Source organism: Gilliamella sp. Pas-s95, from assembly GCF_009795795.1.
In the GTDB taxonomy this organism is placed as follows: domain Bacteria; phylum Pseudomonadota; class Gammaproteobacteria; order Enterobacterales; family Orbaceae; genus Gilliamella; species Gilliamella bombicola.
In genome coordinates this window covers 40,170-57,398 of the sequence record NZ_WTFC01000015.1, presented here as the reverse complement: position 1 = coordinate 57,398, position 17,229 = coordinate 40,170, and the positions used below count along the sequence as shown (strand labels likewise).

The window sequence follows — 17,229 nt, the reverse complement described above, 5'->3', positions numbered from 1 at the left end:
TTAAAGTTGTTTTACCATGGTCAACGTGGCCGATTGTACCAACGTTAACGTGGGGTTTTGTACGTTCAAATTTTTCTTTAGACATTTATCGTCCCTCAATGTAATACAAATCGGTGGTGAGTCACCACATTAACCAAGTATCATATTCAATATCAACATAATACTAACTTAAAATTAGCTCTGAATAATAACAGATAAAGCTACCAAGTGACAAGCTTTAAAGCAGCCAAATTTGATATTTTTAGAAGTTTAGGAAATTAACAAGAATGGTGCTGATAGGCAGATTTGAACTGCCGACCTCACCCTTACCAAGGGTGTGCTCTACCAACTGAGCTATATCAGCAATTGGAGCGGGCAGCGGGAATCGAACCCGCATCATCAGCTTGGAAGGCTGAGGTAATAGCCATTATACGATGCCCGCATGTTCAAACTCGGCTACCTAAATGCTTCAATTAGCTATTGCTAATATTAGATGATGGTGGTGGGGGAAGGATTCGAACCTTCGAAGTGTGACACGGCAGATTTACAGTCTGCTCCCTTTGGCCGCTCGGGAACCCCACCCCGAATCTTTATAAACTGTTTACTTAGGAATATGGTGCCGGCTGCCGGAATCGAACTGGCGACCTACTGATTACAAGTCAGTTGCTCTACCTACTGAGCTAAGCCGGCCTAAGTGCTGCGCATTATGGACTAGAACATTTAACCTTGCAAGCAAAAAAAACGAATTTTATTTTGTTTGATTAAAAAAAAGTCAAAAATATAAAAAAGACCTGAAATATGAGCTATTTCAGGCCTTTTTTTAATCAAAAAAAATTAATTTAGATTATTTCTTTTTAGCGACTTTTTTCTTAGGGGTCTCAGCACCTTTTGCTGCGGTATGTATAGCAACATCCTCATTAATGTCCCCTTTGTCTTGATATGCACGACCATAGTAGGTATCAAGCAAAATTTGTTTTAACTCTGCAATTAAAGGATAACGAGGATTTGCACCTGTACATTGGTCATCAAAAGCATCAACCGCTAATTGATCGACTTGAGCCAAGAAAGTTTTTTCATCCACACCAAATTCTTTGATAGAAAATGGAATATCAAGATCTTTTCTAAGTTGATCTAACCAACCAATTAATTTCTCGACTTTCTTCTCATCTTTATCAGTAGCAGCGGTTAAACCTAAATGATCAGCAACTTCTGCATAACGGGTAATTGCTTTAGGATAACCATATTGGCTAAATGTGCCTTGTTTAGTCGGTTTGTCAGTTGCATTAAAACGCACAACATTACTAATTAACATCGCATTTGCCACACCATGTGGAATATGGAAAGCCGCACCAATTTTATGCGCCATTGAGTGACAAACACCAAGGAATGCCTGAGCAAAAGCAACACCAGCTAATGTCGCTGCACTATGCACTTTTTCTCGAGCGATAGGGTTTTTAGCTCCTTCCCGATAGCTTGCAGGTAAATAAGTTTTAAGTATGCTTAGAGCTTGTAATGCTTGTCCATCAGAAAACTCACTAGCCATAACTGATACATAAGCCTCTAATGCATGCGTCACTGCGTCATAGCCACCAGCAGCACAAAGTGAGCGAGGCATATTCATAACTAAATTAGCATCAACAATAGCCATGTGTGGAGTGATTGCATAATCTGCTAATGGGTATTTTTGACCCGTTGCATCATCAGTAACAACAGCAAATGGCGTCACTTCGGAACCAGTACCTGATGTAGTTGTTACACAAATTAATTTTGCTTTTTGACCCATATTTGGGAAGTGGCAAGCACGTTTACGAATATCCATAAAGCGCAGTGCTAATTCTTCGAATTTAGTTTCAGGATGCTCATATAAAACCCACATGATTTTAGCCGCATCCATTGGTGAACCACCACCTAATGCAATGATAGTATCAGGTTGGAATGCTCTCATAGAATCCGTTCCTTTATGCACAACACTTAAAGTCGGATCTGCTTCTACATCAAAGAAGGTTTCACAAATAACGCCTTGAGCTTCCAATTGATCAGTAATTTGTTTTGAGTAACCATTATTAAATAAGAATTTATCTGTTACCAAAAATACACGTTTTGCGCCTTGCTCAATCACTTCACTTAAAGCTACAGGTAGTGAGCCACGTTTAAAATAGATAGAACTTGGTAGTTTATGCCATAACATATTTTCTGCTCTCTTAGCGATGGTTTTCTTATTAATTAAGTGCTTCGGTCCAACATTTTCAGATACCGAGTTACCACCCCAAGAGCCACATCCTAATGTTAAAGATGGAGCTAAATCAAAATTATACAAATCACCAATACCACCATGAGCTGCCGGTTGGTTAATTAAAATACGACAAGTTTTCATTTTACTACCAAAATAAGCAATCCGTTCACGGTTACTATCTTGATCAGTGTAAAGCACAGAAGTATGCCCCATACCACCCATTTCAACTAATTTTTCTGCTTTATCAACCGCTTCAGAAAAATCTTTCGCTTTAAACATGGCTAGCGTTGGTGAAAGTTTTTCATGAGCAAATGGCTCAGACAAATCGACTTTACTTACTTCACCAACAAGTACTTTTGAACCAGCTGGTACTTTAAAGCCTGCCATTTCAGCAATGTTTGTTGCTGGTTGACCAACAATATTGGCATTTAATGCGCCTTTATCGTTTAAAATAATACCTTGTACTGATTTGGTTTCTTTAGCATTTAAGACATATGCACCATATTGGGTTAATAAACGACGCACTTCATCATACACAGAATCAACCACGACAATTGCTTGTTCTGAAGCACAAATCATACCATTATCAAAAGTTTTAGACATAAGTACAGAAGCCACAGCACGCTTTAAATCAGCTGTTTCATCAATAACAACAGGCGTATTACCGGCTCCAACACCTAATGCTGGTTTACCTGAACTATAAGCAGCTTTAACCATACCCGGTCCACCAGTCGCTAAAATAGCAGCCACATTATCGTGATGCATTAACGCATTAGATAATTCGATAGATGGCTCATCAATCCAACCAATAATATCTTTTGGTGCACCTGCTTTTATTGCAGCATCTAACACAATTCGAGCAGCTTCAATCGTTGATTTTTTGGCTCTAGGATGTGGAGAGAAAACAATTGCATTACGTGTTTTTAGACTAATTAAAGATTTGAAAATTGCGGTAGAAGTTGGATTAGTGGTAGGAACAATTCCACAAATAATACCAAGTGGTTCTGCTATAGTAATAGTACCAAATGGTTCATTTTCAGCCACTACGCCACAAGTCTTATCGTGACGATATTTATTTAAAATATACTCTGCAGCAAAAAGGTTTTTTATGACTTTATCTTCAACAATTCCCATTCCTGACTCAGCAACAGCCTGCTGTGCAAGAGGGATACGTGCAGCAGCAGCGGCGGTTGCTGCTGCTACAAAGATTTTGTCAACTTGCTCTTGAGTATAAGTTGAATAAGTCTCTTGTGCTTTTTTGACTCGAGCCATTAACTCATTTAACTCATTCATATTAGTTACTGCCATAGATTTCTCCTTGAAATTAAAAAATAAACCGGGATCGTTTGGCGTCTTCCATGAAACAATTTAATGCTTAAGCATAATAACAAAACGAAATTGACGTTATCGTAAATCAGATTTTTACTTTATACAATAATATATTGAATAAAAAAAAGCATGTTAATAAAAGTAACTAATTTATTTATATTTTGAGCTACTGAAAAAGAAGAGAAGCCATTAAACAGTAAACGAAAGAGTAGCTACTTGTAATAAATAGTTATCTTTAATTCGATTTATGATAAAGAAAAAAGTGATTAGCTCTAAAATTCTATATGTTACACAATTTATTCAACACATAACTAACAGCCACAAAGCCAAAGGTAGCTGTAACTGTTGTAATAGCTCCAAACCCCGACTCACAGTCCATTTTTTTAGGTCCCTCTGCATCACTTTTTGTAAAGCATATTTGCCCATTTTTAGCTGGATATGTTAATTGTTCCGTCGAAAATACACAAGGAATGGCATATTTACCTTTACTATCTTTGTTCAATTTATAATTATGCTTTAGCCTTTCACGTAATTTGGCCGCTAATGGATCTTGAATGGTTTTTGCTAAATCAGCAATTTTAATTTGTGTTGGATCTTTTTGCCCACCAGCCCCGCCAATGGTAATTACTTTTAATTTTTGTCGCTTACAATATGCAAGTACCGCTGCTTTATCATGTACACTATCAATTGCATCGATAATATAGTTATACCGTGGTGATTGATTTGTTCCTAAATATTCACTGACATTATCTATATTAATAAAGTCATCAATTTCATTCACTACACATTCAGGGTTAATTTGTAAAATACGTTCTGCCATCACGGAGGTTTTAGCTTTGCCTATATTAGATTTTAAAGCATGAATTTGACGATTAGTATTTGTCACGCATACATCATCCATATCAATTAAGGTAATTTGACCAATACCACTACGCACGAGTGACTCTGCAACCCAAGAACCGACACCGCCTACACCAATTACACAAATATGTGCTTGCGAAAAGCGTTGCAAAGCCGACTGACCATAAAGTCTTGCAATACCACTAAAACGTTGAAGATAAGATTCTGTATTCATCGATTGTAATTGATGGTGCTTATAGTCAAACACCTACTCTCCTGAAATTTTTTACAAATTATAACTGCAATATTATTTTATAAACAAGTTATTAATAAGTATTAGTGTTACTATACCTCTTCAAGAATAAAACACTAAATTTCTAGCTCTCATAAAGATCAACTAAATCATCCCGATGATGCGCAATAAGTAGGATATTATTTGTCATTAATTGTATTCGTTTGAGTTATTAATTTTCCCTACAATAAATGTTGTTAACTATAATAAAAGAGGAAATAAAGAATGCGCAAACCCAAAAAACTACTTAATGATCCAAATAATGTAAGACAAGAAGTCATGCAGGGATTACTCTATGCCTATCAGGGTAGATTAACTGCAATTTCAGAACATTGTGCCGTTTATGGTAACCATATTGCTAGCGATCAAGTTGTCATTGTCTCGGGTGGTGGCAGTGGTCATGAACCAACCTTTGCTGGATTCATAGGTAAAGGAGGTATTGATGGCAGTGCACTTGGCGAAGTTTTCACCTCACCATCTCCAGATCAAATTATTGAAGTAACCAAAGCTATAGAAAAAGGAAAAGGCGTACTATTTTTGTTTGGCAACTATTCTGGTGACGGAATGAATTTTGATATTGCAGCCGAAATATTAGGAGAAGAAAATATTGTCATCAAAACGATTCGAGCAACTGATGATATTGCTTCGGCACCATTATCTAAGATTTCCGATCGCCGTGGCGTTGCTGGTATTATGTTTTTATACAAAATTGCGGGGGCTGCCGCACAATTTGAAAAATATGATCTTGAAAATCTCTACCAAGTAGTATCAAAAGCAAACAACAATGTGCGTACCATCGGTGTCGCCCTAGATGGATGTGCATTACCTCAATCAAATCATTTCAATTTTGAATTAGATGATAACGAAATTGAAATTGGTATTGGTATTCATGGTGAAGCGGGGTTGCGTCGACAAGCTATAACGTCATCTGATGAAGTTGTTAAAGAGATGATAGACAACCTGTGTGATGACTTACCGTTTAAAAAAGGCGATCGTGTGTGTGTATTAATTAATAATTTAGGCGCACTGAGTAATGCCGAACTGTTCATCGTAACACGTAAAGTCGGTATTGAGCTGGATACACGCGGTATAGTCAGCCACGATGTCGTTGTTGGCCATTTTTGTACCTCCCTTGAAATGTCTGGTTTTTCAATTAGCTTAATGAAATTAGATGAAGAATTACAACATCTTTATGATTTACCTTGCCAAACACTAGGATGGAGAAAATAGAATGAATTTATTACAAGTTCGTAAAATGATGTTATTTACCGCCCAAAAAATGATCGAAAGTGAACCAACATTAACCGCTTTAGATCAATTAGTGGGCGATGGCGATCACGGCATCGGTATGAAACGTGGATTTACGGCTATCATGGTGCTACTACAAGACGAAAAATTTCAACCAACTAATATAGGTGATTTTTTTACGCAAATTGGTACAAAATTAATGATAAGTATGGGCGGAGCTTCTGGTGCTATTTTTGGTACTTTATTTAGAGCGGGCGGAAAAAGTATTACAGGCGTAACAGAGTTTGATTCTGATACATTATCAAAGCTCCTTAACGAAGGTTGGCAGGCAGTCTATCAACGCGGAAAAGCCAAACCAGGGGATAAGACTATGGTTGATGCCTTAGCCGCTAGTGCAACAACCGCAAGTCAATTAACATCTTCGAAGTTAATCGATGCGCTCCCTAAAATAGCACAATCTGCTATGGAAGGCGCAGAAAAAACGAAACAGATGATCGCTGTATTTGGACGAACTAAAAATTTAGGCGAACGCGCAATTGGTCACATGGATCCGGGAGCGGCTTCAATGGCGTATATCTTAAAATATATGAATGAATATATCCAAACCCAATAAAACAATAAATCCGCCGATATCATCGGCGGACATCATCATCGCAATATCGATAAAAGAATATTCTGAGTATTATTGATAAAATGTCTAAGTATTCAAACAACATCTAATTTTTTAAAATAAAATTTTTTACTGATTCACTATTTTTCTATTAATTGACTAAAATTAATAGACTAAAAATTATTTTTTAAATTTAATTTGTGAAGGATACGCCCAGCTTTGTAACTCCTGTGAAGGAAACCCTCCGGGATCTTTGCCACCATTAATAAGTAGAGCGTGATAGTAAATTTCAGCCATTTCTTCAATATATGCAGCTTTTAATACAGCTTCATAAGGGTCTTTGTCTACGGCAATAGCACCATGCTTTTCCATTAAAATGGCATCAGCTCGTTTTATGGGTTCTATAACGCTATTTGAAAGGTCTGGAGTACCTGGTCGTCCATAGGGTGCAACAGGAATCACACCATCTTTTAAATTAAGAATTGCACACTCATAAACAACGGCAGGAATAGGTTTTGCTAATACAGCAAATGTCGTTGCAAAAATAGAATGCGTGTGTGAAATAGCAAAAACATCTGGACGAGCTTTATAAATCTCAAGATGCATTAAACACTCACTGGTTGGTCTCAATCCTGAATCAGCTTCAATAACGTTAGCTTCAAGATCCATCACAACAATATCCCGAATTGTTAACAACTTTTTATCAATTGTTGTTGGCGTGACAAGAACATACCCCGACTCTTTATCACGAACGCTAGAATTACCTGCTTTATGTTTACAAAGCCCCCACTCACTCGATTTTTTAGCCATATCGACCACATATTGTTTTTGTATCTCTAGCATTTTATAGCTCCTATTTTGATAAGATATTCATTGATAATTGGCAAACAATTCCCAAATTTCATTGCTATTTTTGGCATTTCGTATGCGAGTTGCGCCTTCGTGAAATTCTAGTAATTCATTTAATTGGGCAAGTGCTTTAAGGTGTTTTTGTGGATTATTTGTTGCTAAAACAACAATTAAATCAGCTTGCATATAACCACAAATAGTGATTCTTTCAGATAGTTTAAGTAAAGACATAGCGACTTTATTTACACCGTCATCAATACCAGCATGGGCAATAATTAACCCATCGACCAGCATAATATAAGGTTGTTCAAGTTGGATTTTGTTAACCATTCTTTCAAGATAACAACTTTCTATGGATTGGTTGTTTAACAGTGGTTGTGCGGCTAATGCCAGTGCATCTTGCCATGTTATTTCAACCTGTTCGATAATATGAATATGTTCTTTTTGCATTAAATCGGCTAATGAAGGAATTTCCTGTTGTGTTATTAGTATGGGGTTATCATTCATTTCATCGTTATAAAGGTATGCAGTTAACTCCCTTTGGAGTGCTTTTGGATCTTTGATATTGCTATATTTTTCAATAATTAACATAAGCTCATCAACTTGAATAATACTAGGATCAATACCTTGTAAAGTGCCAATCACTTGATTACGAAAAGCATTTTTATGAAAATTATTCAGTGAAGGATTAACAATAAATAACAACTTATCGGTAGATAAATGTGAGGTAGAAAAAACAATATCGTAATAATGATGATATTTTTCAAACTCACGTTTAGACATGGCATCAGAAAAATGTAATTCTGGAAGCAATACTTGTAAAGTCAGGTAAAGATAAGTTGAGACAGTTGCACTATTTTCACAAACAAAAATAGCGATCTTCTTTGTTTTAATTCGATTAATCAAACCTTCTCGAGTTAACCAACCGCCCAATAGTACCGTAATAAAAGCGACTTCTTCATCTGGCATATTACAATGCAATATTTTTTCAAAAGGGGAAATTGCTTTTCGTACCATTTCATGTAAGTGACCAAATTCTTGCAATACGATGTCATATACACTGTTGATATTAGAAATATGATATCGAATACGATAATAAGCAGGTTTCCAATGCTGATAAATACGTTCAATCAGTTCGCTCTTATCTTTAAAGGTGATACAACTAATCTGTTCAAAATTAGCAATAACCTCAACGACACTTTCTAATAGCACCGCATCTAAATGGAAATATTTATCGGATAGCGTTTGTATATTAGAGCTTTGTACTAATACCATTAAAAAAATTTGCTCATTAAGATCAGTGATACCAAATTTTTCAATGAGCTTTTTCAATAATTGAAAATCACGACCATTTGCAACTTCAGTATAATTTTCAGGCAAATGCTCAATTTTTTTATCGGTTTCTATGCGCTGTAACATAAAACAAATAAAGTAAGTCAGCTCTTGCAACTGTTCATCAGTAAAAACAATTTTTAATTTCTTTTCTATTTCACAAAAAACCTGCCCTACTTGTTCTAAACGACCTTGGGTAATAATCTCATTTTCTCTAAAAATTTTGTCAGCTATTGGCATACTAATAATTCGACGAATTAATTTTAGCAACAAATAACGTTTGTCAATTTCATTACCGATAATACGATAACCATTCTCGCGGTCATAGTTGATTTGTAAATGATATTGAACAATCATTGCTTGTACTTTTTTTATATCATTGATAACGGTGTTTTGACTGACAGTAAGCGAAGAAGAAAGATGTATTAACGACATCCTTTCCGTTCTAATTAACAGAAAAAAGAGTAGTAAATGAACTCGTTCATCTTCAGAATAAATATAACGTCCAATAGCAAGCGATACAGGCTCATCCCTAAAGGTTTCGATCACTAATTTAGGAACACTAAACTTACCTGTTTTAAATCGTTTAATTAATTCAAGATTAGATGATTCAAGAAAGTCATTAATTTTCTTAATGGTATAACTAAGCTGTTTACGAGTTAACCCAAATTCAGATTGAAGCTCAACGCCACTCATATTTGGATTATGAATTAATGCTTTTAAAACAGCATGAATTCGCTTATCGACAACCATATAATAATTACCTTATTGTTCGTTGTCTGATGGTAATTAACATTACCATCAGATTTACGGCAAAAGATGTTCAACGAATACTTTATAACTCATTTATTCATTATTTTTTTCCGCTATATCCTGCATGGTCTCTTTACGCAGTTCACGAGCATAAAAGAAATATCCCGTACACCAATAAATAGCGAAAAACAACGGTACAAAATAGCCTTGCATGCATTGCCAAATAAATGAAAATGCATAAGTAAAAATAGGTGCATCGATAGAACTATTTGAAATTAACTGATGGTCTGGAATATCAATAGCCTTAGTTGTTAATCCTAAATCGGTAATAATCGGTGCAAATTGAGTTCCAACAAATAAGAAAAATGGCACACCAATAATGGCTAAAATCACCATTCTTAATGTGTTTCCTTTAGTTAAAATATATGCAGGAACAATAAGAGCCAAATTGATAATGCCAGCAAAAGGGAGAAGTTTGTTACCTGGTAAAATAACAGCCCAAATTAAGGTAAAAGGAATAGCAACAATTACTGTAAACCAAATCTCGCTCGACCCCCCCATAAATGGCCAGTCCAAACCAACAAATAATTTACGCCCAGCAAATCGTTTATTCATATAATCACTAATTGCTTCAGAAATTGGCGATAATGCCTGCATAAATAACTTAGAGATCATTGGGAATAACATAAGCGCAGTAGCGGCTTGTACACCTAGCATTAAGATAGCGGCAACATCATAACCAGCAATGATCCCGAAAATCACACCTAATAAAAAACCAATCACATGATTTTCAGCAAATATACCAATTTTGGAACGTAATGTTGCTGCGTCCATTGGTTTATTTAAAATAGGTATTTTGCGAAGAAGAAGATCAAAAGGATAATAAATCGCACTGAAAAACAACATTCTATGAGTACAAGTAACCCCCGGAATACCTGTGAGTTTTTCAATTCGATGTTGGTTAATATCCCCCGAATTAAGCTCTAATATGATCTGCAAAGTAGCAATAACAAAGGCAAGAGGCAAAGCCGCAACAGCACCTAAAATTGGGGTAGCGACGGCAACCACAATAAATGCGGTAAAAATTTTTCCCCACACATTCCATAAGTCTGCATTAAAGGTATCAGTCTTTTTTAATACCAACATTAAAATATTGACCCCCACTTGCAAAGGAAACATAAGAAAAGCATATGGCCAAGCCCAAGATACATTCGCCATAGTTGTCCAACCGCCATCGATAATACTCAATTCAATCCCTGTTCGCTCCATCATAGTTTGCGCAGCTAAGCCAACAGCACCAACCATAAAGCCAATCAACATACTCATACCAACAAATGCCACACCTAGCGTAATGGCGGCTGAAGCGCCATCTCTAAATTTCATGCGTACAATTAAACCGGCAATTAGCATAATGAATGGTACAAAAACTGGCGCACCTAAATTCAAAATATAATTTATAATTGTTCCTAGAAATTCCATATTTGTACTCCTATTTACAGGCATCAATAATTTTTTGTAGCTCCGCTTCCATATTTATTCCTGTTAGAAACGCAATACCATTGATGACAGGAATAGGGTACTGTTTTTCAATTTTAGTTATCGCTATATAAGCAGCACTATTTTTAATGTGAGTATCGACAGATTTCAGATCCACAACTTCTACTTTTATCTCATCAAGATTTCGTTCTTTTAATAAACGAGTAACCTTGCTGGCGACGGTTTGTGATGTGGCCACTCCGCTGCCACATGCAACAATAACTTTTTTCATAATGCCTCCTTATAAATTGATATTGGATGTCAATAGTGTAAAAATTTCATGTTCAGTTTTTGCGTGATAAAGTTCTTCTAAAAAACGCGAATTCACAAAGCAGGACATCAATTTTTGCAATAAATCAATATGTCCATCTTTTTGGTTAAACCCTAGCAAAAACACAAAATTAGCCTTTAACACATGGTCATTATTTGCCATTTCACGCCATGGAATAGTTCCTTTGGCTCGAGTAAAAAAGATAAACGGTCTAATAACATGTTCGACATCAGTATGTGGCATCGCAACCACATAAGGCTCGGTGGGTAATGCGGTAGGAAATGAAGACTCTCGTTGTTTAATTGCCTCTAAAAAGGAATGATTCACATAACCACCACTTTTTAAAATAGGAAAAGTAAAATCGAAAAATTGATTTGTATTTTGAAAGTCTTTATCTAAAAGAATCAAATCTTCAAAAAACATTTGGTCGTTAGATTCATTTCCCATTTCATCCCCCATCATGATGTGATCAGCAAACTTTTAGAAATATTGTTAATTTGCTATTGCCAGAATTAAATCAACACTAATTTGATAGCATCAATTGTAGGAAATTAGGATAAAAGAAACGAATGGATTTGATACCAAATAATATCCATGATATTGCTCATCATAGGGACAATGATGTAGCTCTCCCTTAAACTATTGCAATTCAAAAGTAGCAATTCGCTATTATAAAAACAGAAGGAGGTAAACGAGAAAACTATGATAAAGCACCAAACTGTATCAATATAAAAAAGCAAGCGCAGGCATTCAAGTTAAATCACTATGCTATGGAGTGGCCTCTAAATAATTTAAATAAGGTGCGTTAATCAACGGCATTGTTAATGATAACAAACTGTTGCTTGACAACGACCTTAAATTTAGTAAGGATATTATTTGACTTTGTACTATTTTATTTTAACGGAATTTTTCTAAAAAGAATTTAATACATTGAGCCTAAGGAAACTACTATTACCAACTGTCGCTATATAGAAAATATAGCTCGTATTGATAAAAAGATTAAGGATTGTTTTATGACTTGGATAACCGTAAAATCCGTCACCTATCCCCGTCAATCCTCAAAAGTAATTGCCAAAGTCAAGGCGGGAGTGAGGCCATTAGAAAAGATTTTAATTCGAAGAATACCCGTTAATTTGCTGGTATTTGAAGTTGGACATTTTTGGATTGAATTTTTACATGAAGACGAATCTGAAATAGATGAAGTAATGAAAAATTCACGTGAAAGGGGATTAAAAGAAAAAGATCTTGTTGATAACGATGAAAATCCATTACAAAGCTCAAGTAAAGCCAATGGCTTTCGGGAAAGTTATGGTTGGTATCCTGTAGGAATGCCTTTCCAACCTATAAATATTTTTAATGACAAAAGCATTATATCAAGTGATGGTATTTTAAATGGCGACCACACACAAAGGCGAAAAGCAGATAAAAACAAAAAAGTAACCGAATTAACTCATACAGAAAACCGCAAAGCTGGGCGGAAATCCAATCATAATGAATATTCTAGTCGAGCCTTTGACCCACATCAAAATGGTCGTTTTCATCCTAATAAAATTAAATTTACCACTCATCCCTATGTTTTGCCGAGTGATACGCGAACTGATGAGGAGATATTTAATGATATTAGAGCATTTGCGCAGAAGTTTGAAGATGAGTGGAGTTGGACCAATGATAGTTATAAGGAAACCAATTGCCATACCCTTTTATTTCTTTTATTAGCTAACTGTAATTTAGCAGATCCTGACTGTATTGGGCTAAAGCAAGATAGGCATTTTATTCGTTATAAAAAATCTTTAGATAACCTTCCTGAAAACACAACAGAAAAAAATATAATAAGAAAAATACTAATAAAAAAACTATCAGATATATCTAAAAAAGCAAAGTCAGAATAATGCAACAGGTAAACCTAAATTTAAAGGAGTTAATAATGACATGAAACATTTAATAAAAATATGTTTATTTTCTTTTGTATTATGGATAGCAACTTTTCAATCTGTTTTAGCCGAGGTAAAGATGCAAGACCAACAAGCACAACTAGTCAAAAAACTAAAAACACAGGGCATTATCCCCAATAAAGTCTATTTTCAACGTGATTTTGATATTTTTATTGATAAAAAATATAGCGTTCCTGAAGAAGATTTATCCACATCGGTAATTAGTTTAGAAAACCATCCTGATATGTATGAAATCGCAACTCAAAGTATTGCTCAGGTCAAATTAAATCAGAATTATCAATATAGTGATATATGGCAACGTAAACGCAATATTATTGAAATATTATATCCGACCGATTCTTTTCAATCGCTAGAGGATGGTGTTTATTTTTATACCTTAGATGAGCATAAACAATTACAACAACACGCTTCATTTGAAGAAGTTTTTGAATTACCTTGCTATCTGCGGGTTGAAAAAAAGCACGGTATTGTGGTCAGTATTCAAAAAAGACCTTTAGCACTAATTAGCCATTATCGTTATGATTATTGGGGTAATAACAATTTAAAGCAACTTAAAATAGTAAAATATGATACAGAGCATAATATTATTTACACCTCTGAAGTCCTTTTTGATGAAAATACGGGGCTAATGACTCAAGCAACGAGAAAAAACCCGATAACGGGGCGCTATTCAATTGAAAATTATATTAGAGAGATTAATCTTTATAGCATTGCAGACTACTTTGACAAGCAAGGCATAAAAACTAATCATGTCATTCATCATAACCAGTCCCTAATACATGCAGAAAACCAAATACTTAATAAAGCAGGTCAAGTTATAAAAACAAAAAATAGGGAGCCTGAAGACATCTTTGATTTTGAAAAAGATTTACCCGAACCCTATCCTTACAATAAATTAATGATAGATGTAAAAAAAGCCCATATGTTATTTACGGATTCGTTGTTTGAACAGGGTCTGGATGATAATAGTAAATACGATAGTGAGGCGATTAATAGAGCACAATATTTAGGCATTAAACCTAAGCAAGTTTATTACCATCAATTACCTTTTCCCGGTTTTATGGCAGAGCGATACAAAAACTTCCCCCATCAAGCCCCATTAACTTTAATTCAAGCCGAAAACCAATCTCCTCATGATAAATATAGCGATTTAATCCAAGTAGAAATAGGTGATAATTATCAGTATAAAAAAATTAATAAAACAAAATGGCAACAATCGCCAATTTCACTACCTTTAGCGCAGTTTAAATCATTAGAAAATGGTGTGTATTTTTATACGCTAACAGATAAAGACCAATTAACGCCATTAGATAGCATTGAGCAGGCTGTTAGCTTACCCACTTATATCCGTGTTGAAAAAGAAATGGGCAAAATCATATCAATATTACAAAAAAAACGAATACAGTGGTTATCCACCGAATTTGAATATAAAAAGAATGCCCCTATTAGCAGTAAATTGACCGTACTTGAAAGCCTAGTGATACCTAAATTAATGATAGAAACCAAGTATGAAAAAGGTAGTTATATACCGTTATCTCAAATTATCAAAAATGAACAAGGAACCACTATCAGAACATTTATACATTGTAAAAAGAAGAATATTACTGCGATATTAGAAAGATTTAATGAGCAGGGTATTAAAACTAACCATATTGAAATATCAAATGAAGGAGATATCCTGAACCAATATCTTGATAATAAAGGCAATGTGTTATTTACCACTCATGAAATTGAAGACCAAAATAATCCTCAACTCTATGATAATTTACCTTTTAACCCTGATGGTTTTGAAATGATACTATTTGAACATGTTTAATAAAAAAATAATAACTAAATAATTTAGATAACTTAAATAAGGTGCGTTAATCAACGACATTTTTCTAAAAAGAATTTAATACATTGAACCTAAGGAAACTACTATTACCAATTGTCACTATATAGAAAATATAGCTCGTATTGATAAAAAAATTAAGGATTATTTTATGACTTGGATAACCGTAAAATCCGCCACCTATCCACGTCAATCCTCAAAAGTCATTGCCAAAGTCAAGGCGGGAGTAAGACCATTAGAAGAGATTTTAATTCGAAGAATACCGATTAATTTGCTGATATTTGAAGTTGGGCATTTTAGGATTGAATTTTTACATGAAGATGAATCTGAAATAGATGAAGTAATGAAAAATTCACGTGAAAGGGGATTAAAAGAAAAAGATCTTGTTGATAACAATAAAAATCCATCACAAATCTCAAGTAAAGCCAATGGCTTTCGGGAAAGTTATGGTTGGTATCCTGTAGGTTTTCCTTTCCAACCTATAAATATTTTTAATGGCAAAAACATCATTTCTAGCGATGGTACTTTAAATGGTGACCACTCCAAAAGACGAAAGAAAGATCACAACAAAGAATTAACTGAATTAACGCCAACAAAAGATCGAAATGCAGGGCGCAAAAAAAATAATAATGACCATTCTTGCCGAGCCTTTGAGCCGCATCAAAATGGTCATTTCCATTTGGAGAAAATCAAATTTACAACATCGCCTTATTTGTTGCCTAATGATACGCGAAATGAAGAGCAGATATTTGATGCAATACAACAGGATGGGACACATGAAGAATGGAGTTGGACCAATGACAGTTATAAGGAAACCAATTGCCATACTTTTTTGTTTTTATTATTAGCCACCTGTAATTTAGCTAATCCTGATTGTATTGGGCTAGAGCAAGATAGGCATTTTATCCGTTATAAAAAATCTTTAGATAACCTTTCTAAAAAAAACAACAGAAAAAAATATAATAAGAAAAATACTAATGAAAAAACTATTAGATATATCTGAAAATGCAAAGCCGGAATACGACAACTAGTAAATCTAATTTGAAAGGAGTTGAAGACGATATGAAAAACTTGGTAAAGATATGCTTAATCCCTTTTTTATTATGGGTGGGAACTTTTCACTGTGTTTTAGCAGAGGTAAACATAAATAATCAACAACAAATGATACAAAAATTAAAAGCTCAGGGCATTGTACCTGATAATGTCTATTTTCAACATGATTTTCTAAACTTTCTTAATAATAAATACAGTGTCCCTGAAAAAGAGCTATTCTCGTCATTAGTTAATTTAGAAACAAAACCCAAAATGTATAAAATGGCTATTCAAAATATAGCTCAGGTAAAATTAAATAAAAACTATCAATACAACGATGTATGGCAGCGTAAGCGTAATATTATCGAAATATTATATCCAACTGATTCCTTTCAATCGCTAGCTGATGGTGTTTATTTTTATACCTTAGATGAACATAAGCAATTACATAAACAAGCCTCATTCAAAGAGGTTTTTGAGCTACCTTGCTATTTACGGATTGAAAAAAAACATGGCATAGTGGTCAGTATCCAAAAAAGACCTTTATCAACAATTAATCATTATCATTATGATTATTGGCAAAATCATAATTTAAAAAACCTTAAAATAGAATTATATGATAATGATCACAATATTATATATTCTTCTGAGGTATTTTTTGATGAAGATACGGGATTAATGACCAAAGCAATTAGAAAAAATATAAAATCAGGAAATTCAGTCATTGAATCCTATATTAGACAAGATGGTATCTACGCAATTGATGATTATTTTGATAATCAAGGAATTAAAACTAATCATGTGATTCGTTATGAAAAACCCAAACATATAGAAAATCAAATTTTAAATAAAAATGGCAAAGTAGTTAAAACTAAAAAATACGAGCCAGAAGAAATCTTCGATTCTCAAAAAGATTTAGATGAACCCTATCCTTATAATAAATTAATCATGAATGTACAAAAAAGTAATGCATTATTAACCGATACGATGTTTGAACAAAGTATTGGCGATAATACGATAACCATTCTCGCGGCCATAGTTGATTTGTAAATGATATTGAACAATCATTGCTTGTACTTTTTTGATATCATTAAGAACTGTATTTTGATTGACGGTAAGGAACGAAGAAAGATGTATTAACG

General features: G+C 34.4%; 14 protein-coding genes and 4 tRNA genes. 6 read left to right on the top strand and 12 right to left on the bottom strand.

The genetic code is table 11. The features are described 5' to 3' along the window. The 7 genes from GQ598_RS05755 to tcdA all read right to left on the bottom strand — a co-directional run. The coding region (locus tag GQ598_RS05755) for a GTP-binding protein (RefSeq protein WP_010312103.1) at nucleotides 1–85 on the bottom strand (85 nt) is incomplete at its 3' end. A gap of 182 nt (nucleotides 86–267) precedes the next feature. After that, nucleotides 268–343 (bottom strand) — tRNA-Thr (locus GQ598_RS05750). 3 nt (nucleotides 344–346) lie between these two features. Then, nucleotides 347–421, bottom strand: a tRNA-Gly gene (locus tag GQ598_RS05745). Between the two features lie 55 nt (nucleotides 422–476). Next, nucleotides 477–561 (bottom strand) — tRNA-Tyr (locus GQ598_RS05740). Between the two features lie 32 nt (nucleotides 562–593). Continuing rightward, nucleotides 594–669: transfer RNA gene (locus GQ598_RS05735), tRNA-Thr, on the bottom strand. A 154-nt stretch (nucleotides 670–823) separates the two neighbouring features. Further along, complete coding sequence (adhE, locus tag GQ598_RS05730; protein ID WP_160402819.1) at nucleotides 824–3,520, bottom strand: bifunctional acetaldehyde-CoA/alcohol dehydrogenase; 2,697 nt, start codon at nucleotides 3,518–3,520, stop codon at nucleotides 824–826. Nucleotides 3,521–3,821: 301 nt separating this feature from the next. Continuing rightward, nucleotides 3,822–4,616 (bottom strand): tRNA cyclic N6-threonylcarbamoyladenosine(37) synthase TcdA, encoded by a 795-nt coding sequence (tcdA, locus tag GQ598_RS05725; RefSeq protein WP_160402821.1) that lies wholly within the window; start codon nucleotides 4,614–4,616, stop codon nucleotides 3,822–3,824. A gap of 282 nt (nucleotides 4,617–4,898) precedes the next feature. Between tcdA and GQ598_RS05720 the strand changes: the two genes are divergently transcribed. Together GQ598_RS05720 and dhaL are read left to right on the top strand one after the other, a co-directional pair. Then, a complete protein-coding gene (locus GQ598_RS05720; protein WP_160402817.1) occupies nucleotides 4,899–5,903 on the top strand; it encodes a dihydroxyacetone kinase subunit DhaK in 1,005 nt (334 codons plus the stop codon). 1 nt (nucleotide 5,904) lies between these two features. After that, entirely contained in the window at nucleotides 5,905–6,534 is a 630-nt protein-coding gene (dhaL, locus tag GQ598_RS05715; RefSeq protein ID WP_160402815.1) for a dihydroxyacetone kinase subunit DhaL, read from the top strand. A gap of 177 nt (nucleotides 6,535–6,711) precedes the next feature. Here dhaL and GQ598_RS05710 read toward each other — a convergent pair whose 3' ends face one another. The 5 genes from GQ598_RS05710 to GQ598_RS05690 all read right to left on the bottom strand — a co-directional run bounded on the left by GQ598_RS05710 (nucleotide 6,712) and on the right by GQ598_RS05690 (nucleotide 11,719). Further along, nucleotides 6,712–7,374: a class II aldolase/adducin family protein gene (locus tag GQ598_RS05710; RefSeq protein ID WP_160402813.1), complete on the bottom strand. Its 663-nt coding sequence runs from the start codon at nucleotides 7,372–7,374 to the stop codon at nucleotides 6,712–6,714. 27 nt (nucleotides 7,375–7,401) lie between these two features. Continuing rightward, entirely contained in the window at nucleotides 7,402–9,465 is a 2,064-nt protein-coding gene (locus GQ598_RS05705) for a BglG family transcription antiterminator (RefSeq protein ID WP_160402811.1), read from the bottom strand. 93 nt (nucleotides 9,466–9,558) lie between these two features. Next, nucleotides 9,559–10,944: a PTS galactitol transporter subunit IIC gene (locus GQ598_RS05700; RefSeq protein WP_160402809.1), complete on the bottom strand. Its 1,386-nt coding sequence runs from the start codon at nucleotides 10,942–10,944 to the stop codon at nucleotides 9,559–9,561. A 10-nt stretch (nucleotides 10,945–10,954) separates the two neighbouring features. Then, nucleotides 10,955–11,233: a PTS sugar transporter subunit IIB gene (locus tag GQ598_RS05695; protein ID WP_065566501.1), complete on the bottom strand. Its 279-nt coding sequence runs from the start codon at nucleotides 11,231–11,233 to the stop codon at nucleotides 10,955–10,957. 9 nt (nucleotides 11,234–11,242) lie between these two features. Continuing rightward, entirely contained in the window at nucleotides 11,243–11,719 is a 477-nt protein-coding gene (locus GQ598_RS05690; protein ID WP_160402807.1) for a PTS sugar transporter subunit IIA, read from the bottom strand. A gap of 566 nt (nucleotides 11,720–12,285) precedes the next feature. Here GQ598_RS05690 and GQ598_RS05685 point away from each other — a divergent pair. The 4 genes from GQ598_RS05685 (at nucleotide 12,286) to GQ598_RS05670 (ending at nucleotide 17,137) form a co-directional block, all read left to right on the top strand. Continuing rightward, the gene (locus GQ598_RS05685; RefSeq protein WP_160402805.1) at nucleotides 12,286–13,161 is read left to right on the top strand and encodes a hypothetical protein; all 876 of its coding nucleotides are present in this window, start codon (nucleotides 12,286–12,288) and stop codon (nucleotides 13,159–13,161) included. Between the two features lie 40 nt (nucleotides 13,162–13,201). Continuing rightward, nucleotides 13,202–15,040, top strand: a complete 1,839-nt coding sequence (locus GQ598_RS05680; RefSeq protein ID WP_160402803.1) for a hypothetical protein — start codon at nucleotides 13,202–13,204, stop codon at nucleotides 15,038–15,040. Nucleotides 15,041–15,206: 166 nt separating this feature from the next. Next, nucleotides 15,207–16,058: a hypothetical protein gene (locus GQ598_RS05675; protein ID WP_160402802.1), complete on the top strand. Its 852-nt coding sequence runs from the start codon at nucleotides 15,207–15,209 to the stop codon at nucleotides 16,056–16,058. 38 nt (nucleotides 16,059–16,096) lie between these two features. Further along, on the top strand, nucleotides 16,097–17,137 hold the full coding sequence (locus GQ598_RS05670; protein ID WP_160402800.1) for a hypothetical protein: 1,041 nt from the start codon (nucleotides 16,097–16,099) through the stop codon (nucleotides 17,135–17,137). The last annotated feature ends 92 nt before the right edge of the window (nucleotides 17,138–17,229 follow it).